Annotated in this window: 14 protein-coding genes; 8 read left to right on the top strand and 6 right to left on the bottom strand. The window is 68.2% G+C overall.

Translation table 11 applies throughout. The features are described from left to right. Window positions 1-50 precede the first annotated feature (50 nt). Window positions 51-671, bottom strand: coding sequence for an SPOR domain-containing protein (locus ASC87_RS18580; protein ID WP_056665423.1), 621 nt, complete (start codon window positions 669-671; stop codon window positions 51-53). Window positions 672-681: 10 nt separating this feature from the next. After that, on the bottom strand, window positions 682-2373 hold the full coding sequence (argS, locus tag ASC87_RS18585) for an arginine--tRNA ligase (protein ID WP_056665425.1): 1692 nt from the start codon (window positions 2371-2373) through the stop codon (window positions 682-684). A gap of 163 nt (window positions 2374-2536) precedes the next feature. Between argS and ASC87_RS18590 the strand changes: the two genes are divergently transcribed. Continuing rightward, window positions 2537-3898 carry a serine/threonine-protein kinase gene (locus ASC87_RS18590; protein ID WP_056665428.1) on the top strand — a complete coding sequence of 454 codons (1362 nt, stop codon included), beginning with the start codon at window positions 2537-2539 and terminating at the stop codon, window positions 3896-3898. 120 nt (window positions 3899-4018) lie between these two features. Next, window positions 4019-4378 carry a hypothetical protein gene (locus ASC87_RS18595; RefSeq protein WP_056665431.1) on the top strand — a complete coding sequence of 120 codons (360 nt, stop codon included), beginning with the start codon at window positions 4019-4021 and terminating at the stop codon, window positions 4376-4378. 53 nt (window positions 4379-4431) lie between these two features. On the opposite strand, the gene ASC87_RS18600 is transcribed toward ASC87_RS18595, so the two are convergent. Further along, a complete protein-coding gene (locus tag ASC87_RS18600; RefSeq protein WP_056665434.1) occupies window positions 4432-5343 on the bottom strand; it encodes a LysR family transcriptional regulator in 912 nt (303 codons plus the stop codon). Between the two features lie 139 nt (window positions 5344-5482). Here ASC87_RS18600 and aceB point away from each other — a divergent pair, with 139 nt between their 5' ends. Further along, window positions 5483-7063: a malate synthase A gene (aceB, locus tag ASC87_RS18605; protein WP_056665437.1), complete on the top strand. Its 1581-nt coding sequence runs from the start codon at window positions 5483-5485 to the stop codon at window positions 7061-7063. Between the two features lie 98 nt (window positions 7064-7161). Here aceB and ASC87_RS18610 read toward each other — a convergent pair whose 3' ends face one another. Further along, the gene (locus ASC87_RS18610; RefSeq protein WP_157604125.1) at window positions 7162-8301 is read right to left on the bottom strand and encodes a hypothetical protein; all 1140 of its coding nucleotides are present in this window, start codon (window positions 8299-8301) and stop codon (window positions 7162-7164) included. A 247-nt stretch (window positions 8302-8548) separates the two neighbouring features. Here ASC87_RS18610 and ASC87_RS18615 point away from each other — a divergent pair, with 247 nt between their 5' ends. The 5 genes from ASC87_RS18615 (at window position 8549) to ASC87_RS18635 (ending at window position 15782) form a co-directional block, all read left to right on the top strand. Continuing rightward, window positions 8549-10018: an NAD(P)/FAD-dependent oxidoreductase gene (locus ASC87_RS18615; RefSeq protein WP_056665442.1), complete on the top strand. Its 1470-nt coding sequence runs from the start codon at window positions 8549-8551 to the stop codon at window positions 10016-10018. After that, the gene (locus ASC87_RS18620) at window positions 10015-11241 is read left to right on the top strand and encodes an NAD(P)/FAD-dependent oxidoreductase (protein ID WP_056665445.1); all 1227 of its coding nucleotides are present in this window, start codon (window positions 10015-10017) and stop codon (window positions 11239-11241) included. Before ASC87_RS18615 ends, ASC87_RS18620 begins: the two co-directional genes overlap by 4 nt. Before the next feature lie 7 nt (window positions 11242-11248). Next, entirely contained in the window at window positions 11249-12001 is a 753-nt protein-coding gene (locus ASC87_RS18625) for a class II glutamine amidotransferase (protein ID WP_056665448.1), read from the top strand. A gap of 234 nt (window positions 12002-12235) precedes the next feature. Further along, complete coding sequence (locus ASC87_RS18630; RefSeq protein ID WP_082568737.1) at window positions 12236-15001, top strand: hybrid sensor histidine kinase/response regulator; 2766 nt, start codon at window positions 12236-12238, stop codon at window positions 14999-15001. 10 nt (window positions 15002-15011) lie between these two features. Continuing rightward, window positions 15012-15782, top strand: a complete 771-nt coding sequence (locus ASC87_RS18635; RefSeq protein ID WP_082568738.1) for an ABC transporter substrate-binding protein — start codon at window positions 15012-15014, stop codon at window positions 15780-15782. Between the two features lie 40 nt (window positions 15783-15822). Here ASC87_RS18635 and ypfH read toward each other — a convergent pair whose 3' ends face one another. Then, entirely contained in the window at window positions 15823-16548 is a 726-nt protein-coding gene (gene ypfH / locus ASC87_RS18640; protein WP_056665458.1) for an esterase, read from the bottom strand. A gap of 100 nt (window positions 16549-16648) precedes the next feature. Beyond that, window positions 16649-17662 (bottom strand): porin, encoded by a 1014-nt coding sequence (locus ASC87_RS18645; protein WP_056665461.1) that lies wholly within the window; start codon window positions 17660-17662, stop codon window positions 16649-16651. Between the last annotated feature and the right edge of the window lie 51 nt (window positions 17663-17713).

The following is a 17713-nucleotide window of genomic DNA, read 5'->3' on the forward strand; positions in this document are numbered from 1 at the left end:
ATGACGGTGTGTGGAGTGGGGACAGGCCGCAAAAGTTCAGGCCGGAGCCGTCACTTTTGAACCTGGATCAGCGACGTGTCCACGCCGGCGCTGTCGAGCCGTTCTTTCGTCGACAGCGCTTCGTCCTTCTTGTCGAACGGGCCGAGGCGCACCCTGAAGACGGTACGGCCCGATTGTTCGCGTTCCGTGACACGCGCTGTCATGCCGAGCATCGCGAGTTTGCCCCGCTGCGCTTCGGCATCCTCCGCCCGGCCGAACGCACCGGCCTGGACGAAGTAGCTGATCAACGGATCAGCGCCCGGTTTGGTGGACGAGGCCGGCGAAGAAGGCTTGTCGGCCAGGATGGCGGCCGGGTCGCGGGCGGGCACCGCGGCGCTGGTGGCCGGCGGGGGCACGGCCGGGGCGGACGCCGCCGGCAGCGGCGGCACGACACCGCTGGACGACGACGCCGGGCGCGAGGGGTTCTTGCCGGCCAGCCCGCTGTTCGGGTCCCAGTTCTTGTTCTTCTCGGCTTCGGCCGCGTCCTGCTCGGCGCTGCGTTGTGGCACCTTGTTGACAAACGGCACCGGCACCTTGGCGATGTACAGCGCCACGCCCAGGGAAAGCGACAGCCCGATCAGCAGGCCGACGATCATGCCCAGGAAAAAGCCGCCACGTTGGTTCTTCTTCATTCTTTCTCCATCACATCGAGTCAGGGGCGCTCACGCCGATGAGCGCGAGCGCGTTGCGCAATACTTGGCGCGTGGCCGCCACCAGGGCGATGCGCGCGCGAACGAGCTCAGGGTCGTCCACGCCTTTCAGAATTCGTTCGGCGGCATAGTAGCTGTGGAACGTGCTGGCTACCTCTCGCAGGTAAAAGGCAACGTCGTGCGGGGCCAGCGTGGTGGCCGCGTTGGCGAGCATGTCCGGGTATTCGGCCAGCTTGAGCAACAGGCTGGCCTCGCTGGGCGCGGCCAGCAGCGCGGTGTTGGCGTCCTTCAGCGACGCCAGGTCGCCGCCGTGGTCGGCCACCCAGTCGCGCAGCACCTTGCTCAGGCGGGCGTGCGCGTACTGCACGTAGAACACCGGGTTCTCGTCGTTGGTCTTCAGCGCGAGGTCGATGTCGAACGTGAACTCGGTGTCGGCCTTGCGGCTGATCAGGAAGAAGCGGACGGCATCCTTGCTGGTCCAGTCGATCAGGTCGCGCAGCGTGATGTAGCTGCCGGCGCGCTTCGAGATCTTCACCTCGGCGCCGTCACGAACCACCCGCACCATCGTGTTGAGCACGTAGTCGGGGTAGCCCTGCGGCACGCCGGCGTTCGACGCCTGCAGGCCGGCGCGCACGCGGGCGATGGTGCCGTGGTGGTCGGTGCCCTGCAGGTTGATGGCCTTCGTGTAGCCGCGGGCGAACTTGTTCAGGTGGTACGCCACGTCGGGCACGAAGTAGGTGTACGTGCCGTCGGACTTGCGCATCACGCGGTCCTTGTCGTCGCCGTAGTCGGTGGTGCGCAGCCAGAGCGCGCCGTCCTGTTCGAACGTCTTGCCGGCGGCCACGAGCCCGGCGACGGTGGATTCGACCGCGCCGGTGGTGTACAGGCTCGACTCGAGGAAGTAGTGGTCGAAGCGCACCGCGAAGGCCTGCAGGTCCAGGTCCTGCTCGTGGCGCAGGTAGGCGACCGCGAACTGGCGGATGCCGTCGAGGTCGTCGGCGTTGCCCGACGCGGTGAACTCGCGGTCGTCGGCCTTGACGGTCTTCTTCGCCATGAAGTCGGCGGCGATGTCGGCGATGTAGTCGCCGTTGTAGGCCGACTCGGGCCAGCCCGTGTCGCCGGGCTTCAGGCCCTTGATGCGCGCGTGGGTGGAGGCGGCCAGCGTGCCGATCTGGACGCCGGCGTCGTTGTAGTAGAACTCGCGGTTGACCGTCCAGCCCTGGCTCTCGAACAGGTTGCAGATGGCGTCACCCAGCGCGCCTTGGCGGGCGTGGCCCACGTGCAGCGGGCCGGTGGGGTTGGCCGAGACGAACTCGACGACCACGCGCTGGTCTTGCGCCGGCTGGCGGCCGAAGGTGTCGGCGGCGGACAACACTTCACCCACCACCGCCTGCTTGGCGGCGGCCTTCAGGCGCAGGTTGATGAAGCCGGGGCCTGCGATCTCGAGGCTCTCGACCCAGCGTGCGACGGCGGGCTGGCGGCCCAGCGCGTCCACGAGCGCCTGGGCCACTTCTCGGGGGTTCTTCTTGAGCGGCTTGGCCAGCTGCATGGCCGAAGTGATGGCGAAATCACCATGGGCCGCCTGCTTGGGCAGCTCGAATGCGGCGCGCACCGCGCTGCCGGGGCTGACTTCCGCGGTGGCCGCGGCGAGCGCGAGCAGCAATTCCTGTTTGGCTTGGATCATGGCCGGGATTCTAAGTGGCGGCCGCAGAGAGCCCCCAGGGCGGGGCTGCGCCCGACCCGCCCCCTGTTGAGCGCGGGAACTGGCGGTTGAAACGTGTGTAATTTGGCATGCGGGGACTTTCGGTCGGTGACAAGATGCACACCCGGTCCCGGCCCATTCACCGATGTCCATTCCCAACGCCGCCGATTACAACCCGCCCCAGAGCAACTTGCCGCTGCCCGCGCAGATCGGCAAGTACCCGATCCTGGGCCGGCTCGGCGACGGGGCCACCAGCGAGGTGTTCCTCGCCCGCGACGAATTCCACCAGCGCGACGTCGCCATCAAGCGCGTGCGCTCCGGCGCCGTCAACGACCCGAGCGACGGCCGCTACTTCGAGCGCTTCTTCGCCGCCGAGGCCGCGCTCGTGGGCCGCCTCAACCACCCCAACGTGGTGCAGATCTACGACGCGGTGGCCGACCCGCACGAACCCTACCTCGTCATGGAGTACGTGGCCGGCAGCACGCTGCGCCGCCACTGCCGGGCCGACCAGCTGCTGCCGCTCGAACTCATCGTCGAGATCGGGTTCAAGTGCGCCATGGCGCTTGGCTACGTGTACCGCCAGGGCCTGATCCACCGCGACGTGAAGCCGGCCAACCTGCTGGCCGTCATCACCAACGGCAACATCACCGACGTCAAGGTGAGCGACTTCGGCAGCGTGCTGAACCTGGCGTCCGAAACCACGCAGGTGTACCGGGTGGGGTCGCTCGCCTACATGTCGCCCGAGCAACTCGACGGCAACACCCTCGACTGCCGGGCCGACATCTACTCGCTGGGCGCCGTGCTGTACCACCTCATCGCAGGGCGCCCGCTGTTCGACGCGAACTCGCAGTCGGCCATGATGAACCAGATCTACACGGCCGAGCCGGTGCTGCTGAGCCAGTTGCGCTCGGGCGTGGGCCCGGGCGTGGACGGCGTGATCCTGAGCGCCGTGGCCAAGCGCCCGGAAGACCGCTACGGCAGCTGGGACGAGTTCGCCCAGGCGCTCTCCAGCCTCATCACCACCCAGCAGGTGCCTCGCGGCCAGCTGCAGGGGGTGCTCGACTCCGAGCGTTTCAACCTGCTGCGTTCGCTCGATTTCTTCTCCAACTTCGGTGACGTCGAGTTGTGGGAGGTGGTGCACCGCGCCCGCTGGCAGCGGTTCGCCTTCGGGCACGCGCTGTACCGCAAGGGCGAGGAGGGGGCCAGTTTCCACATCCTCGCGCAGGGCGAGGTGGAGGTGTTCCGCGACGGGCAGCGCGTGGCCCAGCTGGGCGCCGGTACGTCGGTGGGCGAGATGGCCTACCTGGCCCCCAGCGACGAACTGAGGCGCCACAGCACCGACGTCATCGTCACCGAGTCCACCACCACCATCAGCTTCACGCCCGACACGCTGGCGCAGGTCAGCCCCAACTGCCGGCACCTGTTCGACGAAGCCTTCATCCGCGTGCTCGTGCGCCGGCTGCACGCCGCGCACGAGGCGCTGGCCCATCCGCGCCGCATTCTTTAGCCAAGGCGTCCACCGCAGCGGCGTGCCGCGCGTTGGTCATCCAGGCGGGATCTCCCGGGCGCATACTTCCCGCGCGGGGGCTCGACCCGCCCCGTCACCTACTTCCGAAGGAGTCGACCGATGAAACGCCTCATGACTGTGCTGGCCGTGGTTGCGGCCATGTTTTCCACTTCTGCCTTCGCTGCCGATTCGGCCTGCGAAGCCCAGGCCGCCGAGAAGAAACTCGCCGGTGCCGCGAAGACCAGCTTCGTCAAGAAGTGCGAGAAGGACGCCGGTGCGGGCGCCGCCACCTGCGACGCCAAGGCCGACGCCAAGAAGCTGGCCGGCGCGGCCAAGAACAGCTTCGTCAAGAAGTGCGAGAAGGACGACAAGGCTGCCGGGGCCAAGGCCACCTGCGACACGCAGGCCGCGGACAAGAAACTTGCCGGAGCGGCGAAGAACAGTTTCGTCAAGAAGTGCGTGGCTGACGCCTCGGCTTGAACGACGAACCGGCGGAGGCCCCGGCCTCCGCCGGGACGACCTGAGGGTGGCGATCAGCCCTTCGGCCGCCAGTACGCCTCGTCGCTGTAGGTCTGCTTGAGAAAGTCGATCCACAGCCGCACGCGCAACGGCATGTGTTTCGCGTGCGGAAACACCGCATAGATGCCGTTGGGTGGCGCCGCGAAGGTGTCGAGCACGCTGACGAGGCGCCCGGCGCGGATGTCGCCCTGCACCTCCCACGTCGAACGCCACGCGATGCCGAGACCGGCCAGGCACCAGTCGTGCAGCACCTGGCCGTCGCTGCAATCGAGGCGGCCGGACAGCCTGAGGTGGCTCACCGCCCCGTCGACGATGAAGGCCCAGCCGCGGGTCTGGCTGGCGTCGCTCGACAGCGTGAGGCAGTCGTGGCGCTGCAGTTCGTCCGGGTGCTGCGGCGCGCCGGCCCGTTCCAGGTACGCGGGGGCGGCCACGCACAGGCGGCGGTTGTCAGCCAGGCGCACGCTGACGAGGCTGCTGTCGGGCAGGTCGCCCACCCGCACGGCGCAGTCCACCCCTTCGTGCACGATGTCGACCACGCGGTCGCTCAGGTTCAGCGACACCTTCACCTCCGGGTGGGCCGCGAGGTAGCCCGGCACCAGCGGCGCCACGTGGCGCCGTCCGAAGCCGGCCGGGGCAGTGACCCGCAGGTGGCCGCTGGCCCGCACGCCGCCGGCGCTGACCCCCGACTCGGCGCTGGCCAGGTCGTTCAGCAGCCGCTGGCAGCTTTCCAGGAAGGCGCTGCCTTCATGGGTCAGGCTGATGCGCCGGGTGGTGCGCACGAACAGCTTCACGCCCAGGCGCTCCTCGAGCGCGTCGATGCGGCGGCCCATCACGGCGGGGGCCACGCCCTCGGCCTGGGCGGCCGCGGTCAGGCTGCCGCGGGCGGCCACCGACACGAACGACTCCAGCTGCTTGAACTTGTCCATGGCCGACAACTATATTCAAAAAAGTCACAAATCAACGACTTTGCAGGTTCTTAATGAAAGCCTGCGTCTCGAATAGAGTGGAAGGACTGATGCGCCGCAGGGCGCCCCCCGTTTCAACTCCTCGCTGAAAGACCGCACCATGAGCCTCTCCCTGCCCCAAGGCATGCAGATCAACGCGCCGATCCTGCCTGGCTTCGAGTCCATCCTGACGCTGCCCGCGCTGGAACTCGTCGCGGCGCTGCACCGCCAGTTCGAACCCACCCGCCAGGCCTTGCTGGCCAAGCGGGTCGAACGGGTCAAGCAGCTGGACGCCGGTGCGAAGCTCGACTTCCTGCCCGAGACCGCCCACATCCGTGCAGGCGACTGGAAGGTGGCCCCGATCCCGAAGGCGCTGCACTGCCGCCGCGTGGAGATCACCGGCCCCGTCGACGCGAAGATGGTCATCAACGCGTTCAACTCGGGCGCCGACAGCTACATGACCGACTTCGAGGACAGCAACTCCCCGCTGTGGTCCAACCAGATCCAGGGCCAGATCAACCTGGGCCAGGCCATCCGCCGCACGCTGACGCTGGAGCAGAACGGCAAGTCGTACAAGCTGAACGACAAGATCGCCACGCTGCAGGTGCGCCCGCGCGGCTGGCACCTCGACGAGAAGCACGTGACCATCGATGGCCAGCGTGTCAGCGGCGGCATCTTCGACTTCGCGCTATTCCTGTTCCACAACGCCAAGGAGCAGATCGCCCGCGGCGACGGCCCGTTCTTCTACCTGCCGAAGATGGAAAGCCACCTCGAGGCGCGCCTGTGGAACGACGTGTTCGTGGCGGCGCAGAACGCCATCGGCCTGCCCCAGGGCACCATCAAGGCCACCGTGCTGATCGAGACGATCAACGCGGCCTTCGAGATGGACGAGATCCTGTACGAGCTGCGCGAACACAGCGCCGGCCTGAACGCCGGCCGCTGGGACTACATCTTCAGCTGCATCAAGAAGTTCAAGGTCGACCGCGACTTCTGCCTGGCCGACCGCGCCAAGGTCACGATGACCGCGCCGTTCATGCGCGCCTACGCGCTGCTGCTGCTCAAGACCTGCCACCAGCGTGGCGCCCCCGCGATGGGCGGCATGAGCGCGCTGATCCCGATCAAGAACGACCCGGAAAAGAACGCGGTCGCGATGGCCGGCATCATCGGCGACAAGAAGCGCGACGCCACCGACGGCTACGACGGCGGCTGGGTGGCCCACCCGGGCCTCGTGGAACCGGCGATGAAGGAATTCGTCGCGGTGCTGGGTGACCGCCCGAACCAGTTCGACAAGCAGCGTCCGGACGTCCAGGTGACCGCCGCCGACCTGCTGAACTTCCAGCCGGAAGCCCCGATCACCGAGTTCGGCCTGCGCATGAACATCAACGTCGGCATCCACTACCTCGGCGCCTGGCTCGCGGGCAACGGCTGCGTGCCCATCCACAACCTGATGGAAGACGCAGCCACCGCCGAGATCAGCCGTTCGCAGGTGTGGCAGTGGATCCGCTCGCCGAAGGGGGTACTCGATGACGGCCGCAAGGTCACCGCCGACCTCGTGCGCGCGCTGGTGCCGGAAGAACTGGCCAAGATCAAGGCGGGTGGGTTCGAGGGCAAGTTCGACCGCGCGGCGGAGATCTTCACGACGATGTCGACGCAGGATGCCTTCGAGGAGTTCCTGACGTTGCCCCTCTACGAAGAAATCTGATCGGGCGACCCGGGGTGCCCGGCGGAACCCGGGCTCGCGGGTGGTTTGATCTGCGGCTGCGATGTGGCTCGTCGATCAGACCAGGCGTTGCGAAGTTCTCATTTCATCTGTTCGAGTTCATCACCTGTGAACTTCTCGAAGTTCGAAGAAAAGAAGTGAACCGGCACCCGGATTTCCGGGCGGTGGAATACAGACAACAGCGCGTTCATGCTTTGCGCCGAATCGCTATCAAGAAGCGATTCGGCCAAAGGGCGGGCGGCAGTCGGCGCGGACTTCGACGATGGCAGAGATGACAGCTTTTCGTTGACCGTCCTCAGCTTGCTGATGAGAGAGAAGGCGGTCCCAGCGATAAAGTCCTCGCCGCTGAATATGTCGTTCAAGGCCTCCGGATCGTTCAGGTAGTCTCGCCAGTTGCGACCGTATCCGATCTCTTTGCGAATCACGTCGCGTTCGGCGTCGTTGAGCCCCGGGATGTAGCGGTCGATGTTCTTGTGTTCATCCACGTCAACGATGATGTCGTCCAGGGTGCCCCACGCAACTTGCCGGAATACCGGGGCGTCGAAGGGTACCCGGTATAACGTCTTGCCGAAACGGCTACTCAATTTCTGCGGTTCCTCGCCACATTCAAGCGAAAAGAAGACGAAGTCTTGGTCTCCTTTGATGTGGCGGTCCGTATGGGTTGTGTTGTCCTGATTGAAGCTGATCCCGCGCTGATCGAGTTTGCTCCGGGAAAAGAGCGACATCGTGCTGACACTGGACGAAGGGTGATCAAGTTTCGCATCAGTGAAATGGGTGGCGAAGAACTGCTGGCGCGTGAAACGATCGAAGAAGTCGACTTCACCTTGGTTCAGCTTTCCCAGGCGCTTTCGCAATCGAGAGATGTTGATCGAAGACAGCTTGTCGACGGTCAGCGCTTCTTTGGGACCCAGCAAGCCCGCCTTGCGCAAGAGTCCCGGCGCTACCGAAAATACGATGCCCGCCCGCATTCCCTGATAGGCCGGCTTGGCGATGTGCGCGCGCACATGGCGACCAATCACATTGGCAGCTTGTTCTTGCACTTGTTCATTCGTTCGGGATGTCGTTGCCCGGTTCCGCGAAGACAGGCCGGCCAACGGACCGCCCTGGTCACGCCGATCCTGCGTTCTGCCAACGTGGGAGCTGTCGGGTTGCCGAACTGACCGATTCGTGCCGGATGTGCCGCCCGACGTGGCGTTTGCCCGCCCGATGCAGTTGCCCATGATGCTGCTTCAGCCTGATTTGCAATGTTTCGATGATCCGAAATTCTTCCGAAGCACCGTATCGGAAACGCGAACGAACCAATGCAGAAGCGCAGGAACAAGAACCAGGCGATTGGGGCTCGGCCCCGACCTTGGGCGCTGGGCGGGTACGATGACTTCGTGAGCCAACATTTTGCTTTCACCCGGCGGCGCTCTCCGCCAACGCGCTGTGGCTCCTGTCGCATGAAACTCGCCGCGGAGCCATCGCGTGACCCGGCGTGACCTGCGCATCCTGATCCTCGGCGCCGGGTTCGCGGGACTGGGGGCTGCAGTGCGCCTCAAGCGGGAGGGCTTCCAGCGGCTCACCATCGTCGACCGAGGCGCCGAAGTGGGGGGCACCTGGCGCGACAACACGTACCCCGGCTGCGCCTGCGACGTGCCGTCGCACCTGTACTCGTTTTCGTTCGACACGCAGTTCGACTGGTCCCGGCCCTATGCGCAGCAGCCGCAGATCCTCGCGTACCTGAACCACATCGCCGACACCCACGGCCTGCGCCCGCACCTGCGGCTGCACACGGAGGTGGAACGGTCGGTGTGGGACGACACGCGGCAGGTCTGGCAGGTTCACCTCGCCGGCGGTGACGTGCTGGAGGCCGATGTGCTGGTGAGCGGCATCGGGGCCCTCGTGAACCCGAAGCTGCCCGACCTGCCGGGGCTCGCGAGCTTCACCGGGCCGGTGTTCCATTCGGCCCGTTGGCGCCACGACGTGGACCTCGCTGGCCGGCGTGTGGCCCTGATCGGCACCGGCGCGAGCGCGGTGCAGATCGCCCCGGCGCTGGCGCCGGTCACCGCGCACCTGACCGTGTTCCAGCGCACCGCCCCGTGGGTCATGCCCCGTCCGGACACCCCGTACGGCCCGTTCCGGCGCTGGTTGCACCGCCGCGTGCCGGGGTTGCTGCGGGCCAACCGGTGGCGCATCTGGGCGTTCAACGAGGTCGTCACGGCCGGGTTCCTGGGCCACCGCGGCATGGCTTGGCTGATGCGGCGCGTGGCGCTGCGCCATCTGCACCGCCAGCTGAGCGACCCGGACTTGATCGCCCGCGCCATGCCCGGCTATGCCACCGGTTGCAAACGCGTGCTCGTGAGCGACACCTGGTACCCGACGCTGCAGCGGCGCGATGTGTCGCTGGTGACCGAGGGCATCGACCGCATCGTGCCCGAGGGCATCGTCACGCGCGACGGGCAGCTGCACCCGGCCGATGCGATCGTGTTCGGCACCGGGTTTGTCGTCACCGCGCTCACCCACACCCGGGGCCGCGGCGGCCGGGACCTGGCGGCGCAGTGGATGCGCGCCGCGACCACGTGGCTGGGCATCTCGACCCCCGGCTTCCCGAACCTGTTCACGCTGCTCGGGCCCGGCACGGGCCTCGGCTCCAACTCCATCGTGTTCATGCTCGAGGCCCAGATGAACCATGTCGTGCGGGCCGTGCGCCACCTCGCCGCCCAGCCCGGCGCCGTGGAGGTGCGGGAGGACGCGGCGGCCGCGAGCTACGCCGGCGTGCAGCGGCGCATGAAGGGCACGGTGTGGGCGTCCGGGGGCTGCCGCAGCTGGTACCAGTCGGCCGACGGCCGAATCGACACGCTGTGGCCCGATTTCACGTGGAAATACTGGCGCCGCACGCGACAATTCGACCCTGCCATCTACCAAGCCCATCCCGCACCGGGGTCGCGTTCATGAACCTGTCTGCCGAGCACCTGCCTCCTTCGTGTGATGTCCTCGTTGTCGGCGCCGGCCCGGCCGGCAGCGCCGCGGCCATCCAGCTCGCCCATGGCGGGCTCGACGTGGTGCTGGTGGACCAGCACACGTTCCCGCGCGACAAGGTGTGCGGTGACGCGCTGATCCCCGACGCCCAAGCCGCGCTGCGGCGCCTGGGCATGTTCCGCGCGGTGATGGCCAAGGCGCGCCGCGTGGCCCACGTGGGATGCGTGGCGCCGCGTGGCGGGCGTGTCGACGTGCCGGGCTCGCTGGCCGTGCTGCCGCGCCGGGTGCTCGACGACATGCTGTGCCGCGCCGCCGTGCTGTCGGGGGCGCGCATGGTGGCGCCGGCCCGGTTCGTCGAGCCGCTGGTCGAGGCGGGCCGTGTGGTGGGGGCGCGCCTGCGTGGCGGCCAGACCGTGCGCGACGTGCGGGCCCGCTGGGTGGTGCTCGCCACCGGCGCCGTACCGCAGGCCCTGATGGCGGCCGGCGTGTGCGAGCGGCAGTTGCCGAGCGGCGTCGCGTTGCGCGGCTACGTGCGCAACGCGGCGATGGAGGGCAAGCTCGAGTCCCTCGACATCGTCTGGGACCGCACGCTGCGCCCCGGCTACGGCTGGATCTTCCCGTGTGGCGACGGCCTCTTCAACATCGGCGTGGGCGTGGCCCAGAGCCACCGCGCGCTCGCCGGTGGGGGCGCCAGGAAGCGCGGCGACGCCAACCTGCGCGAGATCTTCGACACGTTCACCACCATCTACCCGCCGGCCCGCGAGCTGATGGCCGGCGGCCAGCTGGAGGGCGAGCTGAAGGGGGCGCCGCTGCGTTTCACGCTGGAAGGGTCGGCGTGGTCGCGTGACGGCCTGCTCGTCACCGGCGAGGCGGCCGGCAGCACCTACTCGTTCACGGGCGAAGGCATCGGCAAGGCGTTGGAGACCGGCATGCTGTGCGCCGAGGCCATCCTCGGTTCGGGCGACGACGAGATGATCCGCAGCGACTACGACAACAGCCTGAAGCGCCTCAAGCCCCGGTTCGACCTGTACGAACGCGCGAACCACGTCAACGCGCACCCGTGGCTGATGGACCTGCTCGTGTGGCGGGCCCGCCAGAACCCCCGGCTCGTCGAGCGCATGAGCGGCGTGCTCGACGAAACCAGCAACCCCGGCAGCCTCGTCAGCCTGCGTGGCATGGCGAAACTGTTCCTCCGGTGACTCGACCATGTGCCAACTGCTGGGCATGAACGCCAATACCGCCACCGACCTGGTGTTCAGCTTCACCGGGTTCGCGCGGCGCGCCGAGGAACACAAGGACGGCTTCGGCATCGCGTTCTTCGAAGGGGCGGGCGTGCGCCTGTTCGTCGATGCACAAAGCGCGAGCACGTCGCCGGTTGCGCAGATGGTGCGCAGCTACCCCATCCGCAGCAGCCACATCATTGCCCACATCCGCAAGGCCACGCAGGGGGCCGTGCTGCTCGAGAACACCCACCCGTTCGTGCGCGAGCTGTGGGGGCGCTACTGGGTGTTCGCCCACAACGGCAACCTCGTCGACTTCCACCCGCGCCTGCACGCCGCGTTCCGCCCGGTGGGGTCCACCGACAGCGAACGCGCCTTCTGCTGGCTGATGCAGGAACTCTCGAAGGCGCACGCGAGCGTCCCGTCCATCGATGAGCTCACCGCCACGCTGGCCGAACTCGCGCCGCAGGCCGCGCGCCATGGCACGTTCAACTTCATGCTGAGCAACGGCCAGGCCTTGTGGGCCCACTGCTCCACGAACCTCCACTACATCGAACGCCGCCACCCGTTCGGCCGCGCCCGCCTGCAAGACGAGGACATGAGCGTCGACTTCTCCGACGTCACCACGCCGGACGACCGGGTGGCCATCGTGGTCACGGAACCGCTCACGCAGGACGAGGCGTGGACGCAGATGCGCGCGGGGGAACTGAAAGTGTTCGTGGATGGGGTGGGGCGTTGAGCCCCGGTCCGACGATGGCGCCGGGAGCGCGCTGATCCAGGAACGCCAGGATGTTTCGAACTCACGCCCCCGGTCGCGGGTCGAAGCTGCGTTCGCAACAGGTTCGCCAAGGTTTCGATCTCGATTCGACGTGGCGCACGCTGTGCAGGGGAGAGAAAACACGGGTACGTCGCGCTGACAAACCCGGGAAAATCAGTACCTAAACGACGCCCGGGCTCCGCCCGGCGAGGGGCCATGCCAACCAGTCTTCGCGCAGCCAGTTTGCACACGAAGCTGATGCTTGCGCTCGCGGTGGTCGTCTGCGTGATGGCCGTCGTCTCGGTCGCGCTGCTGACCGGGCGTGAGCGTGAGCGGCGCATGCATGAGCTCGATGCGCGCGCCGAGCGGATCGCGGCCCTCTTCAGCCGCTCGCTCGTGTCCACGCTCTGGACGGTCGACTGGGGCTCCATCAAGGGCCAGCTCGAGGCGGTCGCCTCCAACCCGGAGGTCGTGCATATCCGCGTGACGGCGGTCAACCACGGCACCGTCGCCGAGGTCGTGCGACAGCCCGATGCGGATCTGTCGCGCGCGGTGATCCACCGCCGCCCGATCGTCTACACGCCGCCCGGCGGACCGCCGCAGACGCTCGGCGAAGTGGAGGCCGCGTTCACACGCGCCATCGCCGAGCGCGCGCTCGAGGAGGCTCGCACCACGATCGCCGCGTTGATCGTCACCGTGATGCTGGTGGTCTACGTCGTCACCTTCTGGCTGCTGCGCCGCCTGGTGACCCGGCCGATCGTGCAGATGCAGGCCACGATCGACCGCATTTCGTCGGGTGACCTGACCGCCCGCTGCGACGTGCGAAGCCACGACGAGTTCGGCCGGCTCGGGGAGCGGGTCAACACGATGGCCGATGCGCTGGACCGGTCGACGCTGCGGCTGCGCGAGCATCTGGACACGCTGGAGCACGCGGTCCAGGATCGCACCGCGCAGCTCGAGGACGCCAAGGAGCGCGCCGAGATCGCCAACCGCGCGAAAAGCGATTTCCTCGCGAACATGAGCCACGAGGTCCGCACGCCGATGAACGCCATCCTCGGCATGTCGCACCTGGCGCTGCAGACCGGGCTCAGCGCGCGACAGGAGAACTACGTCCGCAAGATCAACGCCTCGGCCGAGGCGCTGCTCGGCATCGTCAACGACATCCTCGACTTCTCGAAGATCGAGGCCGGCAAGCTGGACATCGAACGTGCCGACCTCGACCTCGGCGCGGTGCTCGACAACTTCGCCCATGTCGTCGGACTGAAGGCCGAGGAGAAGGGGCTGGAGCTGCTGTTCGTCGAGCCGCCGGACCTGCCGACCGCGCTGATCGGGGATTCGCTGCGCCTCGGCCAGGTGCTCCTGAACCTGGGAAGCAACGCGGTCAAGTTCACCGAGCGGGGCGAGGTGATCCTGGCGCTGTCGGTGGCCGAACGCGGCGACGGCTGGGTCGCACTGCGCTTCGAGGTGCGCGACACCGGCGTGGGCATCGATGCGGACCAGCAGCAGCGGCTGTTCCTGCCGTTCGAGCAGGCCGACGCATCGACCAGCCGGCGCTACGGCGGCACCGGCCTTGGCCTGGCGATCTGCCGCCAGCTTGTGCGCCTGCTGGGCGGCGAACTCGAGATGGCGAGCGAGCCGGGCCGGGGTAGCCGCTTCTTCTTCACGCTCCGCATGGAACTGCAGCCCGCAACCGCGGCCGCGACACCGCTGCGTGCGGACGGTCTGCGCGGCAGGTGCGCACTTGCCGTCGACGACAACGCGGCGGCGCGCGAAGTGCTCGCCGAAATGCTCACCTCGCTCGGCTTGCGGCCCGACGTCGCCGCGGACGGCAGCGAGGCACTCGCGAAGGTGGCCCGCGAGCAGAGCCGCGGCCGACCGTACGACTTCATCCTGCTCGACTGGAAGATGCCGGGCATGGACGGCGTCGAATGCGCCCGCCGCATCGCCGGGACCGCTGCGCCCGGCGCGCGGCCGCCCACCGTGCTGATGCTCACGGCCTTCTCGCGCGAGGAGGTGGTGCGGCGCATCGACGAGTCTGGCGTCCGGGTGGACGGCATGCTGCACAAGCCGGTGACGCCGTCGACGCTGCTCGACGCCTGCTGCCGGGCGCTGGGCTTCGCGTCGCCGGCCCCGCCGAGGTCCGTGCGGCGCAAGGGCGTCCAGACGGCGAACCGGGCCCAGCTGAAGGGCGCGCGCCTGCTGCTCGTCGAGGACAACGAGATCAACCGCGAACTCGCGCTCGACCTGCTGCGCCGCGAAGGCATCACGGTGGAGGTCGCTTGCGACGGGCGCGAGGCGCTCGAGGCCTTGCGCGAGAGCCGCTTCGACGCCGTCCTGATGGACTGCCAGATGCCGGTGATGGACGGCTACGCCGCCACCCGCGCGTTGCGCGAGCGCGCCGAGCTGCGTGACCTGCCGGTGATCGCGATGACGGCCAACGCGATGGTCGGCGACAAGGAGAAGGTGCTCGCGTGCGGGATGAACGACCACATCGCCAAGCCGATCGACATCGAGCAGCTCTTCGGGACGCTGGTTCGATGGATCGCACCGATGCGCGCCGCCGCTTCGCCGCCGGCACCGCAGGCGCCGGCCGCATCGGCCGCCGGCGTCCACGCGCTGCCGGGCATCGATGCGAACGCCGCACTCGACCGGCTTGGCGGCGATGAGCCGGTGTTCAGGCGCACGCTGCTGCGCTTCCTCGCCGCCTATCGCGACTTCGTCACGCAGTTCACCGACGCTTGTGCCACCGGCGACGCGGATCGGGCACGGCGCATGGCGCACGACCTGCAGTCCGTGGCCGGCACGCTGGGCATGCATGGATTGCAGGAGCGCGCCCGCGCACTGGAGGAAGCCTGCACGGCCGGCAGCGACCCCCGGGTGCTCGCCCGGCTCGACGACGTGTCCGGCACGATCCGGCCGATCCTGGACGGCCTCGAAGCGTGGCACAGCCAGCAGGCGGCCTCGCCTGCGGGAATGACCTGAAGGAGTTCGCATGCATCAACGATCCTCTCTCGTGCCCTCGCGATCCGGCGTGACGCGACGGCGCCTCGCGGCCCTCGGCGGCGCGTGCCTGTTGGCGCCGTTCGGCATCGCGCGTGCCCAGCCGGCACTGCGGCTGGCGCGCCTGGAGAACGTGCCGGACCAGGCGCTCGGCGCCGAGATCCTGAAGGTGGTCTACGGTCGGCTCGGGATCCCGGTCGAGTTCGTCGACCTGCCGGCCAAGCGCTCGCTGCTCGAGTCGAGCGAGGGACGCGTCGACGGCGAAGTGCAGCGCATCCTCGCGGTGCAGACGCAGTACCCCACGCTGATCCCGCTGCATCCTTCGTTCAACTACATCGAGCCGTCGGCCTTCGTGAAGGACGTGGCGCTGCGCGCCGAGGGCTGGCCCTCGCTCGCGCCGCACTCGGTGGGCATCGTCCGCGGCGTCGGCTCGTCGGAGGCCGGCACCCGGGGAATGTCGCGTGTCGAGGCGGTCAGCACGATGGATCAGCTGATGCAGGCGCTCGCCGCGGGCCGCTACGAGGTGGCGGTCAACGACCGCTTCAGCGGCCTGCTGATCATCCAGCGCCTGGGCCTCGGCGGGGTCGTGCGGGTGGTCGATCCGCCGCTCCAGAACATCCCGCTGCACCACTTCCTGCACGAGCGGCACCGCGCGCTGGTGCCTCGCATCGAGCAGGTCCTTCGCAGCATGCAGGCCAGCGGCGAACTGCAGCGGGTGCGGCAGGACGCCGTCGCGGCGATGTTGGGCAGCGCCCGGCGCTGAGCGGCTGACGTGCCCGGCGCCGCCCGCCTGGGCGCCGCGTTCAGTCGTCGTCGCGGCCCAGTTCGGTGCTCGACGCCTGGCGCGGCAGCACCGGCGCCTCGCTCATGGCCTCGCGCCACACCTTCTTCGGGATGAAGGTGCGCAACTGCTCGATGGCCTTGGCGATCAGCTGCGGGTGCAGCTCGTGCGCGACGCCGGGCAGCACGTCGGCCGTCACGTCGCCGCCCAGGGCCACCAGGCGTTCGGCGGAGTCGATGGCGGGGCCCGGAGGTACCACCTGGTCGAGCAGGCCGTGCAGCAGGTGCACCGTGGTGTCTTCCGGTGCGTGTTCGGGCGGGGTGGCATGGCGGCCGCAGAACGCGATGACGCGGCCCGCCAGGTGGGGCTCGGCCTGCACGGCTTCGAGTGCCAGGATGGCGCCCTGCGAAAACCCGAAGATCGCGGTGTGCTGCCACGGCAGCTGGAACCGCATGGCCAGCGAGCGCACCACGCTGGTGAACTCGGGCAGGGCGGCAGCCACCCGTTCCCGGCGCAGGTCTTCGGTGAGGCCCATCGGCGAGAACCACTGGTAGCCCGGCCGGCCCGACGTGGGGCCCTCGTAGGGCCTGGGGGCGTTCACCGACACCACCGCGGCCTGCGGGTACTCGGCAGCCAGCGCCTCGGCCAGCGGTTTCATCGCGTCGGCGTTCAGCCCCACACCGTGGAACAGCACGAACAGCAGTTGCGGGGCGCCCGATGCGGGCAGGATCTCGACGGTGGCACTCATGGGGCAGGGAATTGGCGCAAAGCGACAGTGTGCCTGCCCCGGCCGCCCCATGCAAAACGGTGCCCGAAGGCGCCGCTCTGGCGGGAGGGTCGAACGGGGGTCAGTACGTGAGGCGGATGCCGGCGCCGACGCTGTTGCCGCTGTTCAAGCCGGTCTGCTTGTCGTTCATGTAGACGGCGTAGACCTCGGTGCGCTTCGACAGGTTGTAGTCGTAGCCCACCGTCGTGGTCTTGCGGGTCACGTCGGTGCTGGCGCCTTGCGCCTTCGACTGGCCGTAGGCGAACTGGGCCTTGCCGTTGCCGATGGGCACGGTGGCGCCGAGCTGGTAGATCTTCGTCTTGAGTTCGGCGGTGCCGTCGTTCTCGACCTGGCCGGCCTGGCCGAACAGCTTGACCACGCCGAAGTCGTAGGTGACGCCGAGCTGCACCGAATCCTGGTTGTCGATGCCCGCTGCAAGGCCGCCGTTCGCGTTCTTGACCTTCTGGTAGGCCACGGTGCCCGAGAAGCCGCTGCTGAAGTACAGCACGTTGCCGCCGAAGTTGTTGCCCTTCTGCCCCACGGCGTTTTCATCGGTGTTGGCCAGCAGGTTCACGCTCAGGCCATTGAGGCTCGGGCTGCTGTACGCGATGGAGTTGTTCCAGCCCGAGTCACCGATCAAGGCGCCGCCGGTCTGGAAGTAGTGCAGGATGCTGGGTGAGTACGAGAACGAATCGCCGAACGGGTTGAACGCGAGTGTCGACACGAAGAACGGCGTGGTGTTGCGGCCAAGCGTGGTGGCGCCGTAGGCCCCTTTCAGGCCCACGTAGGCGCTGCGGGCCCAGAAGGCGTCGCCGTTGAAGCGGCCGGCGGCACCCTCGTCGGGACGCAGGAAGTGCTCGATCATGAAGACCGCGCTGATGCCGCCGCCCAGGTCCTCGGCGCCCTTGAAGCCGACGAAGCTCGTGGTCATGTCGCCACTCGAGACTTCCTTGTTCTTGACCGAACCGGCGGTCTGGTACGACCGCACCGAGGCGTCCATCAGGCCATAGAGGGTGACGGTGGATTGCGCGGCAGCAGACGCGCAGGCGCACACGGACGCCGCAGCGAGGGCAACGGCACGGAGGGAACGGCTCATGAGAGGGAACTCCAGATGGGTATGTCGAAGGTGGCGGAAGTCGCGAACGGC

Origin of the sequence: Rhizobacter sp. Root1221, assembly GCF_001425785.1 — a bacterium.
Lineage (GTDB): Bacteria > Pseudomonadota > Gammaproteobacteria > Burkholderiales > Burkholderiaceae_C > Rhizobacter.

Coding starts and splice junctions, on each gene's coding strand:
- ASC87_RS18580 (WP_056665423.1), bottom strand. CDS start 671: ATGAAGAAGAACCAACGTGGCGGCTTTTTCCTGGGCATGATCGTCGGC.
- argS (WP_056665425.1), bottom strand. CDS start 2,373: ATGATCCAAGCCAAACAGGAATTGCTGCTCGCGCTCGCCGCGGCCACC.
- ASC87_RS18590 (WP_056665428.1), top strand. CDS start 2,537: ATGTCCATTCCCAACGCCGCCGATTACAACCCGCCCCAGAGCAACTTG.
- ASC87_RS18595 (WP_056665431.1), top strand. CDS start 4,019: ATGAAACGCCTCATGACTGTGCTGGCCGTGGTTGCGGCCATGTTTTCC.
- ASC87_RS18600 (WP_056665434.1), bottom strand. CDS start 5,343: ATGGACAAGTTCAAGCAGCTGGAGTCGTTCGTGTCGGTGGCCGCCCGC.
- aceB (WP_056665437.1), top strand. CDS start 5,483: ATGAGCCTCTCCCTGCCCCAAGGCATGCAGATCAACGCGCCGATCCTG.
- ASC87_RS18610 (WP_157604125.1), bottom strand. CDS start 8,301: ATGGGCAACTGCATCGGGCGGGCAAACGCCACGTCGGGCGGCACATCC.
- ASC87_RS18620 (WP_056665445.1), top strand. CDS start 10,015: ATGAACCTGTCTGCCGAGCACCTGCCTCCTTCGTGTGATGTCCTCGTT.
- ASC87_RS18625 (WP_056665448.1), top strand. CDS start 11,249: ATGTGCCAACTGCTGGGCATGAACGCCAATACCGCCACCGACCTGGTG.
- ASC87_RS18630 (WP_082568737.1), top strand. CDS start 12,236: ATGCCAACCAGTCTTCGCGCAGCCAGTTTGCACACGAAGCTGATGCTT.
- ASC87_RS18635 (WP_082568738.1), top strand. CDS start 15,012: ATGCATCAACGATCCTCTCTCGTGCCCTCGCGATCCGGCGTGACGCGA.
- ypfH (WP_056665458.1), bottom strand. CDS start 16,548: ATGAGTGCCACCGTCGAGATCCTGCCCGCATCGGGCGCCCCGCAACTG.
- ASC87_RS18645 (WP_056665461.1), bottom strand. CDS start 17,662: ATGAGCCGTTCCCTCCGTGCCGTTGCCCTCGCTGCGGCGTCCGTGTGC.